The 15,886-nt window shown below is 74.2% G+C and carries 14 protein-coding genes; 1 reads left to right on the top strand and 13 read right to left on the bottom strand.

From position 1 onward, the window contains the following. The 12 genes from ABZ920_RS22300 to ABZ920_RS22245 form a co-directional block, all read right to left on the bottom strand. A partial coding sequence (locus ABZ920_RS22300; RefSeq protein WP_361507658.1) for a beta-ketoacyl synthase N-terminal-like domain-containing protein occupies positions 1-1,767 on the bottom strand: 1,767 nt, incomplete at its 3' end. 200 nt (positions 1,768-1,967) lie between these two features. Then, positions 1,968-3,026: an LLM class flavin-dependent oxidoreductase gene (locus tag ABZ920_RS22295; protein ID WP_361507655.1), complete on the bottom strand. Its 1,059-nt coding sequence runs from the start codon at positions 3,024-3,026 to the stop codon at positions 1,968-1,970. Further along, positions 3,023-3,907, bottom strand: a complete 885-nt coding sequence (locus tag ABZ920_RS22290; RefSeq protein ID WP_361507652.1) for an alpha/beta hydrolase — start codon at positions 3,905-3,907, stop codon at positions 3,023-3,025. Before ABZ920_RS22290 ends, ABZ920_RS22295 begins: the two co-directional genes overlap by 4 nt. Position 3,908: 1 nt before the next feature. Continuing rightward, positions 3,909-4,379, bottom strand: coding sequence for a ferredoxin (locus ABZ920_RS22285; protein ID WP_361507649.1), 471 nt, complete (start codon positions 4,377-4,379; stop codon positions 3,909-3,911). 38 nt (positions 4,380-4,417) lie between these two features. Beyond that, positions 4,418-5,641, bottom strand: coding sequence for a cytochrome P450 (locus ABZ920_RS22280; RefSeq protein WP_361507646.1), 1,224 nt, complete (start codon positions 5,639-5,641; stop codon positions 4,418-4,420). Continuing rightward, positions 5,638-6,816, bottom strand: a complete 1,179-nt coding sequence (locus ABZ920_RS22275; RefSeq protein ID WP_361507643.1) for an acyltransferase — start codon at positions 6,814-6,816, stop codon at positions 5,638-5,640. Before ABZ920_RS22275 ends, ABZ920_RS22280 begins: the two co-directional genes overlap by 4 nt. Before the next feature lie 114 nt (positions 6,817-6,930). Then, positions 6,931-8,550 (bottom strand): ABC transporter ATP-binding protein, encoded by a 1,620-nt coding sequence (locus ABZ920_RS22270; protein ID WP_361507640.1) that lies wholly within the window; start codon positions 8,548-8,550, stop codon positions 6,931-6,933. Beyond that, complete coding sequence (locus ABZ920_RS22265; protein ID WP_361507637.1) at positions 8,547-9,398, bottom strand: ABC transporter permease; 852 nt, start codon at positions 9,396-9,398, stop codon at positions 8,547-8,549. Before ABZ920_RS22265 ends, ABZ920_RS22270 begins: the two co-directional genes overlap by 4 nt. Then, positions 9,398-10,366 carry an ABC transporter permease gene (locus ABZ920_RS22260; protein ID WP_361507634.1) on the bottom strand — a complete coding sequence of 323 codons (969 nt, stop codon included), beginning with the start codon at positions 10,364-10,366 and terminating at the stop codon, positions 9,398-9,400. The genes ABZ920_RS22265 and ABZ920_RS22260 overlap by 1 nt, the downstream gene beginning before the upstream one ends. Next, complete coding sequence (locus ABZ920_RS22255; RefSeq protein WP_361507631.1) at positions 10,363-11,997, bottom strand: ABC transporter substrate-binding protein; 1,635 nt, start codon at positions 11,995-11,997, stop codon at positions 10,363-10,365. Before ABZ920_RS22255 ends, ABZ920_RS22260 begins: the two co-directional genes overlap by 4 nt. Before the next feature lie 57 nt (positions 11,998-12,054). Continuing rightward, positions 12,055-13,101 carry an LLM class flavin-dependent oxidoreductase gene (locus ABZ920_RS22250; RefSeq protein ID WP_361507628.1) on the bottom strand — a complete coding sequence of 349 codons (1,047 nt, stop codon included), beginning with the start codon at positions 13,099-13,101 and terminating at the stop codon, positions 12,055-12,057. A gap of 96 nt (positions 13,102-13,197) precedes the next feature. Beyond that, complete coding sequence (locus ABZ920_RS22245; protein WP_361507625.1) at positions 13,198-14,646, bottom strand: DHA2 family efflux MFS transporter permease subunit; 1,449 nt, start codon at positions 14,644-14,646, stop codon at positions 13,198-13,200. 79 nt (positions 14,647-14,725) lie between these two features. Between ABZ920_RS22245 and ABZ920_RS22240 the strand changes: the two genes are divergently transcribed. After that, on the top strand, positions 14,726-15,403 hold the full coding sequence (locus ABZ920_RS22240; protein WP_361507622.1) for a TetR/AcrR family transcriptional regulator: 678 nt from the start codon (positions 14,726-14,728) through the stop codon (positions 15,401-15,403). Here the strand turns inward: ABZ920_RS22240 and ABZ920_RS22235 are convergent. Next, positions 15,393-15,881, bottom strand: a complete 489-nt coding sequence (locus ABZ920_RS22235; RefSeq protein WP_361507670.1) for a flavin reductase family protein — start codon at positions 15,879-15,881, stop codon at positions 15,393-15,395. The two genes, ABZ920_RS22240 and ABZ920_RS22235, sit on opposite strands and share 11 nt — an antisense overlap. Positions 15,882-15,886: the final 5 nt, after the last annotated feature.

Genomic DNA, 15,886 nt, shown 5'->3' with positions numbered 1-15,886 from the left:
CGAGCGGTCGAGGTGGGGGTCGAAGGCCGCGCACACCTGGTCGAAGGCGGCGGCGAACTCTCCGTAGGTCTCGTACAGTTCACGTCCCATCCCCGAGCGCTGACTGCCCTGCCCGGAGTACACGAACGCCGTCCCGCCGCCGGCGGTCGTGGCCTGCCCCCGTACCACCGTCGGATGTGGCCGGCCCTCGGCCAGCGCCGTCAGTGCCGCCGCGGCCGTGTCGTGGTCGGCGGCCAGCACGACGGCGCGGTCTTCGAAGTGGGTGCGGGTCGTGGCGAGGGCGTGCGCGGTGTCGAGCGGGCGCTCCCCGGTGGCGGCGGCGAGCGTCCGGACGTGGTCGCGCAGCCGTGCCGCTTGCCCGCGCAGCGCGTCGTCGCCGCGGCCCGAGACGAGCCACGGCAGCGGGCCGGAGGGCACGGCGGGCGCGGGGCGGGCGTCGGCGGGCGCCCAAGTGCCCACGACGACGTGGCAGTTGGTGCCGCCCATGCCGAACGAGCTGACCCCCGCGATCAGCGGCTCGTCGTCCTGCCGGGGCCAGGCACGGCCCTCCGTCACGACCTCCAGGCCCAGCTCGGCCAGCGGGATGGAGGCGGGCGGCGTACGGAAGTTGAGGCTCGCGGGCAGGCGGCCGTGGTGGACGGCGAGGGCGGTCTTGAGAAGGCCGACCAGGCCGGCCGCGCCTTCGAGATGCCCCACGTTCGTCTTCACCGAGCCGACGAGCAGCGGCGGCGCCCCGGCCGCCGCACGTTCCGCACCCAGGGCGGCGCCGAGCGCGGCGGCCTCGACCGGGTCGCCGACCGGTGTGCCCGTGCCGTGGAGCTCGACGTACCGCACCGCCGTCGGAGTGGTGCCCGCGCGGGCGTGGGCCTCGCGGATCACCGCCTCCTGGGCCGCCCGGTCGGGCACGGTGAGACCGGCGGACGCACCGTCGTTGTTGACCGCGCTGCCCAGCAGCGTGCACAGCACCGGGTCGTCGTCGGCGAGCGCCGCCGCCAGCGGCTTCAGGACGACGGCGACGCCGCCCTCGCCGCGCACGTACCCGTTGGCCGCCGCGTCGAAGGTGCGGCAGCGGCCGTCCGGCGACAGCGCGCCGAACGTGGCGCTCGCGGCCGCGCTCGCCGGGCCCAGGACCAGGTTCACCCCGCCCACGATCGCCACGTCCGACTCGCCGCGGCGCAGGCTCTCGCAGGCCAGGTGCACCGCCACGAGCGACGACGACTGGGCCGAATCCACGGTCAGGCTCGGCCCGTTGAGACCCAGCACGTACGAGAGACGGTTCGCGAGGACGCCCCGGTTCAGGCCGGTGATGGTGTGCCGGCCGACCGCGGCCGCGCCCTGGCGGTGGTGCAGCGCCGCGTAGTCGTCCCAGATGGCGGCGGCGAACACGGCGGTGCGGGTGCCGGCCAGGTCCGCGGGGACGATCCGGGCGTTCTCCAGCGCCTCCCAGCCCAGCTCCAGGAGCAGCCGCTGCTGCGGGTCCGTCGCCGCCGCCTCGCGCGGCCCGATGCCGAAGAACGCCGCGTCGAACCGGTCGACGTCGTCGAGGAACGCCCCGAACCGGGGGGCATCCCCCAGCTCCCGGCCGTCCGGCGCCTCGCCCACCGCGTCCGCGCCCCGGTCGAGCAGTTCCCAGAACGCGGCGACGTCCGGGGCACCGGGCAGCCGGCAGGCCGCGCCGACGACGGCGATCGGGACGCCGGACGCCGACGACGCGAGGGGCGTCTCAGCGGGCGGCCGGGCGGCGGGGGCAGTGGGATCTGTGGGCATCGTGGGCTACCGGCTCCCTCGTCGACGACGGCACGGACCCGACGGCCGCGCCGTGTTCCTTCTGCGGGATCACGCCCGGCCAGCGTCCGCGCGCCGCCTAACGGTGGTCTTTCGGCACGCTAAAGCCGTGCCGGGCGGGGCCAGGGCACACCGAAAGCCCCGGCGGCACGGCGCCACCGGGGCGGGTACGCAGGCGGCTCTCAGGCGGACAGCCGGGGCAGGCAGTCCTCGGCGAAGACCCGCATCGACTCCCGCGCCGCCTGCGACGGGAAGCGGCCGAACCGGAAACCGGCGATGACGTACGACACCCCGACGTCCGTGAGCCGCGCCAGCCGCCGCGTCACCTCGTCCGCCGAACCGGCCACCAACAGGGCCTCCGCCGCGGCGAGTTCCTCCTCGCTCAACTCCTCGGCCCTCGGGTACGGCGCCGCGCCGCCGAGCGGCACACCGCCCTCGGCCAGCGCCTGCGACGTCGCCAGCTGCCGGGCCACCTCACGCACGGCCAGGTGCCGGGTCGCCGGGTCCGTACCGACGTAAACGAAACGGTTCACGGCGATCTCGCGATCGGCCGCGGGCACCTCCGCGGCCGCCAGGGAACGGCGCACCGCCCGGCAGTGGTCCAGGACGGCGGGCTCGGGCATCGCCGCGTTCACCATGAAGTGGAAGCCCTCGCGGACGGCGAAGGCCACCGAGTCCGGGCTGAGGGCGGCCGCCCACACCGGCGGATGGGGGCGCTGCGCGACCCGGGGCAGCACGGTGGCCGGGGCGTCGATCCGGTGGAAGGCGCCCGTGAAGGAGGCGTCCCGCTCGCTCAGCAGTTTCCGCAGGACCAGCGCCGTCTCCTCGAAGCGGGCCCGGCTGTCGTCCGGCTCCCGGCCGAACACCCGGAACTCGTGCGGCTGGTAGCCCCGGCCGATCCCCAGGTCGAGCCGGCCGCCCGACAGCACGTCCAGCGTCGACACGTCGCACGCCAGCCGCACCGGGTCCCACAACGGCAGCACCAGCACGGACGTGCCGATCCGCAACCGCGGTGCCAGCGCGGCCACCTGCGCCAGCAACAGCAGCGGCGACGAGGTGAGGCTGTACGTCGAGAAGTGGTGCTCGGTGACCCACAGCCCGTCGAAACCGGCCCCGTCCGCCCACACGGCGTCCTCGAGCAGCTCCGTGAACAGCGCCTCGGCGTCCGCGCGTTCGGGCGACGGCGCCAGATTGAGGAACCCGACCCCCACCCGCAGCACCGCGGGTGCGGCGCCGGTCACGGGTGCAGCCCCCGGCGCAGTGCCTCCAGGTGCTCGGCACCGATCCTGCGCAGCTCGCGCGGATCGGAGGCCTCCCCGAACGCGTGGTACTGGCCGGGAAAGTTGTGCAGCTCCACGGGCACGCCCGCGCGGGCGAGCCGCAGCGCGTACTCGATGCCCTCGTCGCGCAGCGGATCGAACTGCGCCGTCGAGATGTACGCGGGCGGCAGACCCGACAGGTCCTCGGCCCGGGCCGGCGCCGCGTACACCGGGGCGCTGCCCAGCAGATGGCCCAGATACAGCTGCCAGCTCTCCTCCGCCAGGCGCCGGCTCCACACCGGGGTGTCCGTGAACGCCGTCATGGAACCGCTGTCCAGGCGGTCGTCCAGGACCGGCGTGCTCAGATGCTGGAACACCAGCGGCGGACCGCCCCGGTCCCGGGCGAGCAGCGCCGTACCGGCGGCGAGCGCCCCGCCCGAACTGGCCCCCGCCACCGCGAGCCGCCCCGGGTCGACGCCCAGCGGGCCCGTGTTGCCGGCCAGCCAGGACAGCGCGGCATAGCAGTCGTCGAGGGCCGCCGGATAGCGGGCCTCCGGGGCGAGCCGGTAGCTCACCGCGACCACGACCGCCGAGGCGTGCGCCGCGGCCTGGGCCGCGCTGCCGTGCACAGCGTCGACATCGCCGAGGACGAAACCGCCGCCGTGAATCCACAGGACCGCGGGCAGCGCCGCCGCCGTGTCGTCCGGACGGTAGACCCGCACCCGGACATCGGGCCCGCCGGGCGGCCCGGGCACCCGCTCCTCACGCACCCGCACACCCGGCACGGGCGGCAGCCGACGCACATCGAGCAGCGGCCCACGGTGCTCACCGACCGCATCAACCAGCCGTCCGGTCACCGGCATGTCAGCCCCCCTTCCCAACGGACCGGGCACCCGCGATGCCCGTGGCGTGGGCACCGGCTCCACCGGCCCCGGCAGCCCCGACGGCCCGGTCGCCCTCGCCGGTCGCGGCGTTCCCAGCGTCCGCGGCACCCGTGGCGTGGGCACCGGCTCCACCGGGCCCGGCGGGTGCGGCGTCCGCGACAGTCCCGACGGTCCGGTCGGCCCCGTCGGGCCCGGCGTTCGTGGCCCCGTCCGGCCCGGTGGTACCGCCCGGCGCGGCGTTCGCGGTGGGCGAGTCGTCCGCGAGCAGGGCGATCGCCTGTGACGGGCACAGGGACACCGTCTCGCGGAGCCGTGTCTCGTCGGCCTCGTCGGCCACCCGTGCGTCGAGTACGAGCACGGTTCCCTCCTCCGACTGGTCGAACCGGTCGGGTGCGGACAGCACGCACTGTCCCGCGCCCAGGCACCGGTCCGAGTCCGCCGTGATGCGCATACGACGCACTTCCTCTCCCGACCACCCGCCCCGGGTGGTCACCATGTGACGGGCAGTTCCCACACGCCCTGCACCCCGCCGGGCTCCTTCACGGGCAGCCGCTGCGACGGCACCGCGAGCCGCAGCCCGGGCAGCCGGCGGAACAGGGTGCTCAGCGCGATCTCCATCTCGGCGCGCGCCAGGTTCTGGCCGATGCACTGGTGCACCCCGTGACCGAACGAGATGTGGTGCCGGGCGCCGCGCGTCACGTCGAACGTGTCCGACCCGGCGAAGGCCAGCTCGTCCCGGTTCGCCGTGGAGATCACCACGACCACCCCGTCGCCCGCGCGGACACGGTGCCCGGCCAGTTCGGTGTCCTTCGTCGCGAACCGGGCCACCCCGTCGGCGATCGCCATGAACCGCAGCAACTCCTCGACAGCGGTCGGCAGCAGCGCCGCGTCCGCGCGCACCGCCGCTAGCTGGTCCGGGTTATCCAGGAGCGTCAGGACGCCGAGCGCGATGGCGCTCGCGGTGGTCTCGTGGCCCGCGACGAGCAACAACAGCGCGATGTCCACCAGTTCGCGCCGCGTCAGGGCACCGGCGTCGACCTGCTCGGCGATCAGCGTGTCCAGCAGACCGTCACCCGGCGTCGCCTGCTTCTGCCGGATCAGCCCGTCCAGATAGCGGCTGAGCTCGCCGAACGCCGCCGCACTCTCCTCCAGGCTCGTCGACCCGGTGACGACGCGGCGCGACTGGTGCTCGAAGAACGCGTGGTCGTCGTAGGGCACACCGAGCAGTTCGCAGATCACGATGGACGGCACCGGCAACGCGAAGTCCGGCACCAGATCCGCCACCGGGCCCCGCTCCTCGATCCGGTCGAGGAGGTCGTCGACCACCTTCTGGATCCGCGGCCGCAGCAGCGCGACCTTCTTCACCGTGAAACTGGACAGCATCATCCGCCGCTGCACCGTGTGCTCCGGCGGGTCCATCCCGATGAAGTTGCGCACCTTGCGTGCCGACTCGAAGCGGGGCGCGAGCGCCGGGAAGTGCGGATGGACCCGGTCCGAGGAGAACGTGGCCGCGTCCAGGAGCACCTGCCGCGCCTCGGCATGCCCGCTGACCGCCCACACCTGCCGCCCGTTGTAGAGCCGCACCCGGGACACGGGCCCGTCCTCGGTGTACCGGTCGTAGCCGGCCGGCGGGTGGTAGGGGCAGCCGCGGGGCAGCGGGTACGCGGGCAGCTCGGCGGCCGGCGCGGGCGCGGTCTCGGTCGTCTCGGTCATTCCCTGACCTCCAGGACTTTGGGGGCGGCCGGGACCGGGGTGGGGGCCACCGGGGGGCGCGTCCGGGGTGTGGAGAAGCGGTTCACGAGCGGGGTCTCCACCCAGCTGAACAGGGCGTGGGCCAGGGCCAGCGAGACCGCGAACGCGGCGAGGGCCAGCCCGAGGCCGGCCGCCGGCGACCAACTGGCGTCCAGCACGAGCCACTTGTGGCCGTATGTGACGACCAGGCCGTGCACCATGTAGAACGCGAACGAGACCTCGCCCAGCCGCACCAGGACCCGGCCGCGCAGCGGCGAGCGCCGCCCGTCCGCGTCCGCGAGGGCGGCCGCCGCGACCAGCGGGGCCAGCCACAGTGCGGTCGACCCGGCCACGGAGAACAGATACGGGACGTAGGAGACGACGACGTACCCGGCGACCGCGATGGCGAGGGCCGGGGCGAGGGAGACGCGCGGCCAGCGGCCCGCGCGCACGATCAGGGCCAGCAGCATGCCGAGGACGAACTCCAGGGCCCGCACCGGCGGGAAGAAGTACACGAACCAGATCTGCTCGAAGGAGTACGTGCCGTCGGCGATGCCCGGAAGTCTCGCACCGGAGAGCGTGGAGCGGGCGACCAGCGGCGCGGCGATCATCAGGGCCGCCACGACGGCGACGGCCGGCCACAGCAGCCGGGCGGGGACCGCCTTCACGGCGCGCAGCAGCAGCGGGAACGCCAGGTAGAAGAAGGCCTCGCAGGCCAGTGACCAGCTCACCGCGTTCATCGAGTTGGCGGTGGCCAGGTCCGGGAGCCAGGTCTGGACGAGGAACAGGTTCGCCAGCGCCTGCCCGCCGCTGATCCGCTCGGCGGCGACGGTCATGAGGACCGCGGCCAGGACGAAGGTGACCAGATGGTTGGGGTAGATCTTGACCAGGCGGCGCCGCCACAGCCGCGGGGCCGTGTCGTCGGTCCGTGCCGACCAGGTCAGCACGAACCCGCTGAGGACGAAGAAGAAACAGACGCCGTAGAAGCCGGCCTTGGCCAGGATGTCGCCGAGGACGTCCCCGAGTCCGCCGCCGATGTAGCGGGACGGCAGGAACGTGACGTGGAAGACGAACACGAGGCAGGCGGCGATGAAGCGAAGTCCCGTCAGGGACGGCAGTTTCCGGGCGGTGGCGCCCGACGGTGAGGACTGCGGCATGGTCTCGCGCTCCTGGGTGGGAGGGAACGGGCATGCCGAGGCTGACAGTCGCCGATTGGCCGGATCTAAAGCTGTCCTTTGGCCGGTGCGCGCGGGTGCCGGCGGGACGCGGGATCATGAGAGCTCCCCGACGTGGTCGCCGCGCCGCGGGCGGGGCACGGCGTTCAGCAGGGCCCGTGTGTAGGCGTGCCGGGGCCCGGCGAACACCTCGTCGACGGGGCCGCTCTCCACGACGCGGCCGTCCTTCATGACGAGGACGCGTTCGCTGATCTCCCGTACGACGGCGAGGTCGTGGGAGATGAACAAGGTGGCCAGACCGAGTTCCCGCTGGAGCGAGCGCAGCAGCCGCAGCACCTGGGCCTGCACGGACACGTCGAGCGCGGACACTGGTTCGTCGCACACGAGCAGCCGCGGGCGGGGCGCGAGGGCCCGGGCGATGGCGACGCGCTGGCGCTGGCCGCCGGACAGGGCGAGCGGCCTGCGCTCCAGGTGGTTCTCGCCGAGCCCGACCTGCTCCAGGAGCCGCAGCGTCTCCGCGCGCCGCTCCTGACGGGGTGTGCCCGCGGTGGCGAGCGCCTCACCGACGATGCGGGCCACGCTCCAGCGCGGGTCGAAGGCGCTGAGCGGGTCCTGCGGGACGAGCTGCAGGGTGCCGCGGCGCGGGCGGCGCTCGCGCTCGCGCAGCCCGCTCCACGGCTCGCCCGCGAGCCGTACCTGTCCGGCGTCCGGCGTGAGCAGGCCGAGGACGATCCGGGCGAGCGTCGACTTGCCCGAACCGGACTCGCCGACGATCGCGAGGGTCTCGCCCGGGTGCAGGGTCAGGGAGACGTCGTGCACGGCGGTGCGCCGCACACCGCGGGCCGCCCTGAACTGCTTGGCGACGCTGGTCACTTCGAGCAGCGGGGCGCCGGTCCGCGGGGCGGGACCGGGGCGGCGGGGCGGCCGGCCGCGCCCCGGGACGGCCGCCAACAGGCTTTCGGTGTAGGGGTGTCGGGGCGAGTGCAGGACATCGGTGGCGTTGCCGTGCTCGACGATCTCGCCCGCGTGCATGACGGCGATGTCGTCGGCGAGCGCCTCCACGACCGCGAGGTCGTGGCTGATCAGGAGCAGCCCCGTGCCGTCCTCCTTGAGGGCGCCGAGGAGTTCCAGGATGCGGGCCTGGACGGAGGCGTCGAGCGCGGTCGTCGGCTCATCGGCGATGAGGGCGCCGGGCCCCGCGGCCAGGGCCGAGGCGATCAGGGCGCGCTGGCGCAGCCCGCCGGACAGCTGGTGGACGTAGGAGCGGGCACGCTCACGGGGCTCGGGCACCCCGACACGTTCCAGCAGGTGCACGACCCGGTCCGGTGCCTCGCGGCGGGTCGCGAGACGGTGGGTGAGCAGCGGCTCGGCGATCTCACGGCCGACCGGGCGCAGCGGGTCGAGGGCGACGAGGGCGTCCTGCGCGACCAGGCCGACACGGCGGCCGCGCACCGAACGCCACTCGCGCGGCCCGAAGGAGAGGGCGTCCTGGCCGTCGAGGCGCAGCCGGCGCGCGGTGACGTGCGCGGTCGGCCCGGCGAGACCGAGGAGGCTGCGCGCCAGGGCGCTCTTGCCGGACCCCGACTCGCCGACCACGGCCAGGCAGCGGCCCGAGGCGAGGCTGAGGGAGACGCCGCGTACGGCGTGCACGGCGGCCGGGCCGGACCCGAACCGCACGTCGAGCCCGTCGACGTCGAACAGCGCGGTGCCGGTCATCGCGGGGACCGCCCTTCCGAGCGGGCCTGCGCATGGCGTCCCAGGACGGTCACGGCGAGGACGGTGCCGACGAGCAGCAGACCGGGGAACAGGGCGATCCACCAGGCCTGTGCGAGGTAGCCCTGCCCTTCGGTGAGCATGGCGCCCCACTCGGGCGTCGGCGGCTGGGCGCCGAGCCCGAGGTAACTGAGCGCCGCACCGGTGGAGATGGACGCGCCGAGCGTCACCGTGGCGAGGACCAGGAGCGGGCCGACCGTGTTGGGGACGATGTGCCGTACGACGACGAGCGGGCGCGGCACCCCGAGCCCGACGGCCGCCTCGACATAGTCGGAGCGACGCACGACGAGGGCCTGGGAGCGCACCACGCGGGCGAACCCGGGAGCCGTGCCGACGGCGACGGCCAGCGTGGTGCCGAGCACCCCCTTGCCGGTGATCAGGACGACGAGCAGCGCGAGCAGCAGCCCGGGCAGGGCGAGCAGGGCGTCGGCGGCGCGCATCAGCACGGCGTCCCCGAACCGGCCCAGCAGCGCGGCGCCGAGTCCCCAGACGACGGCGAGGCCCATGCCCACACCGGTGGCGGCGGCGCCGATCGCCAGCGAGTAGCGGGTGCCGTGGACGACCCGGGCGAACACGTCGCGGCCCAACTGGTCGGTGCCGAACCAGTGGTGGCCGTCCGGCGGCAGCAGCGCCCGCGCGGGCTCGGTGGCGGCCGGGTCGTCGGGCGCGAGGAACTGCGGCGCGACGGCCGCGAGCAGGATGACGGCGAGGACGAGCGCGGCGGCGGCCGCGGCGGCCGCGCGCGGCGTGGGGCGCGGCCGGCTCCTCGTCTCGTGGCGTGATGTCGACATCAGGCAGCGCTCACCCCGGTCTCCTTGCGCAGGCGCGGGTCCACCACGGCGTACGCCAGGTCGACGAGCGCGGCGACCACGACGAACACGACCGCCGACAGGGCCACCACGCCCTGGATCACCGGCAGATCGCGGTCGGCGACGGCCTGCAGGGTGACCCGGCCGATGCCGGGCCGTGCGAAGACGTTCTCGACGACGACGGCGCCGCCCAGCAGGGTCCCGGTGAACCAGCCGGCCAGGGTCAGCGCGGGCAGGGCCGCGTGCCGCAGCGCGTGCCGGGAGCGCACCCGATGCTCGGCGAGGCCGCGCGCCCGGGCGGTCAGCGTGAACGGCTGGTCGAGCGCGCCGAGCAGCCCCTCGCGCAGCACCGGGGCGAGTACGGCCGCGATCGGCAGGGCCAGCGTCAGCACCGGCAGCACCAGCGACCGCGCGTCACCGGAGTCGGCGACCGGCAGCCAGCCCAGCCGGAACGAGAACACCGTCAGCAGCAGGATGCCCAGCCAGAACGAGGGCGTGGAGACCACGACCAGCTCGATGACCGAGGACAGCCGGCGCGGCCAGCGGGCGCGCCCGGTGGTGAGCAGGGTGACGGCGACGGCGAGCAGGACGGCCGTGATCGTCGACCACAGGGCGAGCTGGGCGGTCGGCCCGAGCTGGTCGGCCAGGACCTGCCCGACCGGCTGCTGCAACTGGTAGGAGTCGCCGAGCTCGCCCCTGGCCAGCTGCCCCAGATGGCCCAGGTACTGCAGCGGCAGCGGCCGGTCCAGGCCGTACTGGTGGCGGATCGCGTCGCGCTGCTCGGCGCCGACCAGCGCGTGGGAGCCGACGATCGCCTTCACCGGGTCACCCGGCACCAGTTGGAGGACGACGAAGGCGCAGGTGGCCGCCGCCCACACGACCAGGAGCGCGGAGCCGAGCCGGATGGCCGCGTGGCGCAGCACGAGCGGGGCGCGCTTCGGCGGTGTCATCGGCCCTCCACCCAGGCGCCGTAGAACTCCGGCCACGCCGAGATCGACATCCGCAGACCGTGCACCTTCTTGCTGAAGCCGACGACGGAGGTGTTCACGTAGGCGGGGACGACCACGGCCTGACGGAGCGTCCAGCGCTGCACCTCGGCGTAGTTCACGGCGCGTTCGGCCGGCTGCTGCGCGGCCTGCGCCGCGTGCAGCCACCGGTCGACCCGCTCGTCCGCGACGTGCGCGAAGTTGTGGCCGCCGCCGACCGACGTCTCGGTGGACAGGAAGAACTGGCTGAGGATGTCGCCGTCGGCGCGCGCCCAGCCGGTCTCCACCACGTGGTACTGCCCCTTGTCGAGCCGGTCGGACACCTCGGTGGCGTCGGTGGAGGCGTCGAGGTCGAGCCGGATGCCGGACTTCTTCAGGTCGCCCTGCACCGCCTGCGCGAACACGCTCGGCTGCCCGTAGACGGGGGCGCGCACGGTGAGCCGCTCGCCGTTCCTGGTGCGGTAGCCCTCGGCGTCGCGGCCGGTCCAGCCCGCCGCGTCGAGCAGCCGCCCGGCGAGTTCGCGGTCGACGGGCCAGGTCTTCTCCAACGACGCGTCGTAGCTGTGCGGGGTGGTGGGGGCGAGGGTGCTCCAGGCGCGGGTGCCGGTACCCAGGAAGACGGACTTCACCAACGCGTCCAGGTCGATGGCCCGTTGGAAGGCGCGGCGCACCCGCACGTCGGAGAAGAGCGGGCTCTTGGTGTTGAGGTAGAAGCTGTCGACGGCGCCGGGTGTGGCCTTCTTCAGCACGCCCAGGCGTGTGTCGCGCGCGACGGCCGCGTACTGGTTGGCGGGCAGCGCGCCGGCCGCGTCGACCTGGCCGGAGGTGAGCGTGCCGACCCGGGTCGCCGCCTCCGGCACGAACCGGACGGTGACCTGGTCGAGGCGGGCCGGGCCGGAGTGGTCCGCGCCCTGCGGCGCCCAGTCGTAGGCGGCGTTGCGGGTGTAGGCGCGCTGCTGCCCGCGCGCGTAACGGCCCGCCTTGAACGGTCCGGAGCCCACCGAGTCGGTGCCCGCGCACAGCTTGTCGCTGCCGTCGTCGAGCGAGGCGGGGGAGGCGATGCCCAGGTTGGTGGTGCTGGCGGCCTGGAGGAAGGGGGCGTAGGGGCGGCTGAAGCGGACCTGCACCGTGTACCGGTCCTTGAGCGTGGTGGAGCGGTACGGGCCGAGCAGCCCGGCGGCGTACTGGGACTGGGTGCCCTTGGCGGTGATGTGGTCGAAGTTGGCCTTCACGGCTGCCGCGTCGAAGCGGGTGCCGTCGTGGAACGTGACGTCCTTGCGCAGAGCGAAAGTGTACGTGCGGCCGCCGTCGCCGATCGTCCACTTCGTGGCCAGCCACGGCTTCAGGTCGCCGTTCGGCGTCTGGTAGACGAGCGAGTCGAAGACCGGACGCTGTACGAACGCCGTCACGTCCTGCGCGCTGACGTGCGGGTCCCAGCAGTCCGGCTCCTGGTCCGCGGCGTAGGTGAGCGTGCCGCCGGACCGTGGCGCCGCAGCCCCGGCGGCGCCGGTACCGCCGCCGCTGCTGCAGCCGGCGACGGCGAGCGCGAACGGGACGAGCAGGGCTGCGGTGCGGACGGTCCGGCGTGGATGCATGAGGGCTCCGTATGGCGCGAAGGGGTGCGAGTACCGAGGGAACTGTCGCCAGCCGGGCTAAAGCGGAGCTGAAACGCTCTCGGCGGAGCCGGGTTTGATCTGGGCCGCCGCCTGCGCGAGGAGCCGGAAGGAGTGCAGCCGCTCCTCCTGGTCGGGCACGACGGTCAGGGCCATCACCTCGTCGGCGCCGGTGGCCGCCACGAGCGCGTCCAGCTTCTGCCGTACGGTGTCCGGGCCGCCGATCAGCTGCGGCTCGGCGAGGTCGTCGAGGAAGGTCCGCTCGGCCGGTGTGAAGGTGTGAGCGGCCGCGGTCGCCGCCGAGGGGAACGCGTCGAAGCGCGGCACCTGGCGCATCCGGATCTTGCCGAGGAGATACGGGGCGGCGACCCGCCAGGCCTCCCGGTCGCTGTCCGCCGCGGTCGCGAGCGCGGCGATCAGCGTCCGCGGCCGGTCCAGGTACGGGGAGGGCCTGAAGGCGCTGCGGTAGGCGTCGAGCGAGGGCAGGGTCGCGTACGGGTTGATCTGGTGCGCGTACGCGTACGGCAGCCCGAGCGCGCCCGCGAGCTGCGCGCTCGACGGGCTGGAGCCCAGCGCCCACAGGTCGGGCCGTCCGTCCGCGGCCGGTACGGCGATGATGCCGGAGGCCGGGTCGCCGGGCGCGAAGTAGCCGTTCAGCTCGGTGAGCTGGCCGGCGAAGTCGTCGCCGCCGCGGTCGGGCGCCCGGCGCAGCGCGCGGGCGGTCAGCGGGTCGGTGCCGGGGGCCCGGCCGAGGCCGAGGTCTATGCGGCCCGGGTGCAGCGCCTCCAGCGTGCCGAACTGCTCGGCGACCACCAGCGGCGCGTGGTTGGGCAGCAGCACCCCGCCGGACCCGACGCGCAGCGTCGTCGTGGCGGCGGCGAGCCGGCCGATGAGGATGCCCGGCGCGGACGTGGCGAGGGAGGGCGTGTTGTGGTGCTCGGCGACCCAGTACCGCCGGTAGCCGAGCGCCTCGACCTGCGGGGCGAGGGCCACGGTGCGCCGCAGCGCGTGGGTGGCGGAGTCCTCCTCGAAGACGGGGACGACGTCGAGGACGGACAGGGCGAGCGGGGACTCGGATCGGCTCATCGGAGAACTCCTGTGTGCGCGGGGGCTGTCGGTCCGGGGCTGTGCCCGCCGGCGCGGGGGATCGACCGGCGGGCACAGCGGTATCGGGGGCGGAGGTCAGGCCTGGTCCGCCACGGGCTCGGCCGGTGCGGCCGCGGGCGCGGGCTGCGGCTTGCCCGGCAGCAGCAGGCCCGCGACGAGGACGACGACCGCCGCCGCGACCGGCCACCAGAAGGCGTTGCCGAAGGAGTCGGCCGTGGGCGCGGTGTGCGCGCCGCCGCCCTGGAGCAGCAGCGCGACGACGGCGATGCCCAGGGACGCCCCGATCTGGTTGAGGATGAACACCGCGCCGGTCGCGCCGGCGACGGCCTCGCCGGGCACGGTCCGGTACACCGAGCCCATCGTGGGCGCGCCGACCAGGCCCATGCCGAAGCCCGCGGCGAGCTGTGCCACCGTCAGCGCCACCTGGGAGCTGTCCGCGTCGGACTGGGTGAACACCAGCGCCCCGGCCCCGATCAGCAGGGCCCCGACGGGCACCAGCCGCTTGGCGCCGAGCTTGTCGGCGAGGTTGCCGGCGACCGGCATGCCGATCAGGGTGCCGAGCCCGAGCGGCGCGAGCAGCAGGCCGGACTCCAGCACGCTGTGCCCGTGCACTTGCTGGTAGTACAGGGGGAGCAGGAACAGCAGCGAGAACAGGCCGCCGCCGAGCAGGAACATCGTGGCCACGCTCGCCGAGAAGCCCTTGCTGGAGAACAGCCGCACGTCGAGCAGGGGGGTCTTGCTGGTACGCAGCGCGTGCACGGTGTAGCCGACGAACAGGGCGAGTCCGAGGACGAGCCCGATGACGACGGTGGTGCCGCCGAAGCCGTGCGCTCCCGCCTGGGACAGGGCGTAGACGAGCGCGGCGAAGCCGGGGCTCAGCAGGGCCACGCCGAGCGCGTCCAGCGGCACCGGCTCGGAGCCGCGCGGCGGGTCGGCGGGCAGCACCCGGATCGCGAGGACGATCGCGGCGAGCGCGAAGGGGATGTTCACCAGGAACATCCACTCCCAGGAGAGGTTCTCCAGGAGCAGACCGCCCACGATGGGGCCGACGACCGGGCCGAGCGTGATCGGCACCGAGATCAGGCCCATCACCCGGCCCATCCGCTCCGGGCCCGCCGCGGTCGCCACCACGGTCATCATGATCGGGTCGACCATGCCGCCGCCCAGCCCCTGCAGGACGCGGAAGGCGATCAGGCTCTCCGCGTTCCAGGCCAGGGCGCACAGCGCGGAGCCCGCGAGGAACAGGGTCAGACCGAGCAGCCACATCTTCTTGGCGCCGAAGCGGACCGTGGCCCAGCCGGCCACCGGGATCGCGAGCGCGACGGCCAGCAGATAGCCGGTGGTGACCCACTCGATGGTGGACAGGGGTGCGTGGAACTCGCCGCCGAGCGTGCTGATCCCGACGTTGACGATGGTCGCGTCCAGGTAGGACATCATCCCGCCGAGCACCATCACGCCCACCACGGTGACCAGTGCGGCATCGAGCCGGGCGGGTCCGGTCTCCTCCGCCTTCGTTACAGACACAGCAACTCCTTTTAACTAACTCACACGGCGAATTGAACTGGGTAGTTAAATTCTGTGGCTGGCACGGTAGCATGGCCGTATGAACGTTGGCGAGAGCGAGAAGACCGCAGCCGTCCCCGCCGAGCGGGGGCGCATGGACAAGCGCAGGGCGATCGTGGACGCGGCGCTGCGCGTCTTCGCACGCGTGGGCTACACCCAGGCGAGCCTCGACATGATCGCCACCGAGGCGGGCGTCTCGAAGCCGACGATCTACAACCACCTCGGCTCGAAGGAGAACCTGTTCCGGCACGTCATGACCGAGACGGCAGCCGGCTCCAACGCCAAGACGCTGCACGTCCTGCAGGACTTCCCCACCGACCCCGAGGGCCTGCGGCCCGGCCTCCAGGACGTCGCGCACAAGCTCGTCGACTGCTACTGCGACGAGCGCTCCGAGGCGGTGCGCCGGCTCCTGTACGCGGAGGCCGTGCGCTTCCCCGACCTGTTCGACGCCGTCCGGGCCAGCGGGCCCGACCAGTTCACCGAGGCCCTCGCCGGCCGGCTCGCCCGCCTGTCGAACGCCGGGCACCTGCGCATCGAGGACCCCGTCCGGGCCGCCAACCAGTTCATCGCCCTCATCTACGACGAACTGCCGGGCATGAGCGCCCTCGGCACCCGCCCGCTCGACCCGGAGCAGGTCACCGAGGTCGTGACGGCCGGCGTCGAGACGTTCCTGCGCGCCTTCGGCACGGGCACGGACGAGGAGCGGGTCAGCGACTGAACCCGCCGAAGGCACCGCGGTAGAACAGCAGCGGCTCGCCGTCCGCCGTCGCGTCCAGGGCGCGCACCCGCGTCACCACGATGGTGTGGTCCCCGGCCGGGTGCTCCGCCTCCACCGAGCACTCCAGCCAGGCCAGCGAGCCCTCCAGGACGGGTGTCCCGCCCGGCGAGCGGGTCCAGGGCAGGCCGCGGAACTTGTCCGTGCCCGACGCCGCGAGCCGGTTCGCCGCCTCCTTCTGCCCGGCCCCCAGGATGCTGATCCCGAGCAGCCCGGCCGCGCGGATGCGCGGCCAGCTGCCGCTGGTGTGCGCGACGCAGAAGGACACCAGGGCCGGTTCGAGCGACACCGAGCAGAACGAGTTCGCCACCAGGCCCGCCCGCGTGTCGTCCGCCGGGTCGGTCGCGGCCACGGCGACCACGCCGGTCGCGAACCGCCCCAGCACGTTGCGCAGACACCGGGTGCCGCCGTCAAGCAGCATCTCGC

The organism is Streptomyces sp. NPDC046831, assembly GCF_040645305.1.
Taxonomy (GTDB): domain Bacteria; phylum Actinomycetota; class Actinomycetes; order Streptomycetales; family Streptomycetaceae; genus Streptomyces.
This window is presented reverse-complemented; position numbering and strand designations above follow the sequence as displayed.

Bases quoted from the DNA above. Each gene is read 5' to 3' on its own strand.
- ABZ920_RS22280 (WP_361507646.1), bottom strand. From the start codon at position 5,641: ATGACCGAGACGACCGAGACCGCGCCCGCGCCGGCCGCCGAGCTGCCC.
- ABZ920_RS22275 (WP_361507643.1), bottom strand. From the start codon at position 6,816: ATGCCGCAGTCCTCACCGTCGGGCGCCACCGCCCGGAAACTGCCGTCC.
- ABZ920_RS22235 (WP_361507670.1), bottom strand. From the start codon at position 15,881: ATGCTGCTTGACGGCGGCACCCGGTGTCTGCGCAACGTGCTGGGGCGG.
- ABZ920_RS22270 (WP_361507640.1), bottom strand. From the start codon at position 8,550: ATGACCGGCACCGCGCTGTTCGACGTCGACGGGCTCGACGTGCGGTTC.
- ABZ920_RS22290 (WP_361507652.1), bottom strand. From the start codon at position 3,907: ATGCCGGTGACCGGACGGCTGGTTGATGCGGTCGGTGAGCACCGTGGG.
- ABZ920_RS22255 (WP_361507631.1), bottom strand. From the start codon at position 11,997: ATGCATCCACGCCGGACCGTCCGCACCGCAGCCCTGCTCGTCCCGTTC.
- ABZ920_RS22285 (WP_361507649.1), bottom strand. From the start codon at position 4,379: ATGCGCATCACGGCGGACTCGGACCGGTGCCTGGGCGCGGGACAGTGC.
- ABZ920_RS22260 (WP_361507634.1), bottom strand. From the start codon at position 10,366: ATGACACCGCCGAAGCGCGCCCCGCTCGTGCTGCGCCACGCGGCCATC.
- ABZ920_RS22240 (WP_361507622.1), top strand. From the start codon at position 14,726: ATGAACGTTGGCGAGAGCGAGAAGACCGCAGCCGTCCCCGCCGAGCGG.
- ABZ920_RS22265 (WP_361507637.1), bottom strand. From the start codon at position 9,398: ATGTCGACATCACGCCACGAGACGAGGAGCCGGCCGCGCCCCACGCCG.
- ABZ920_RS22250 (WP_361507628.1), bottom strand. From the start codon at position 13,101: ATGAGCCGATCCGAGTCCCCGCTCGCCCTGTCCGTCCTCGACGTCGTC.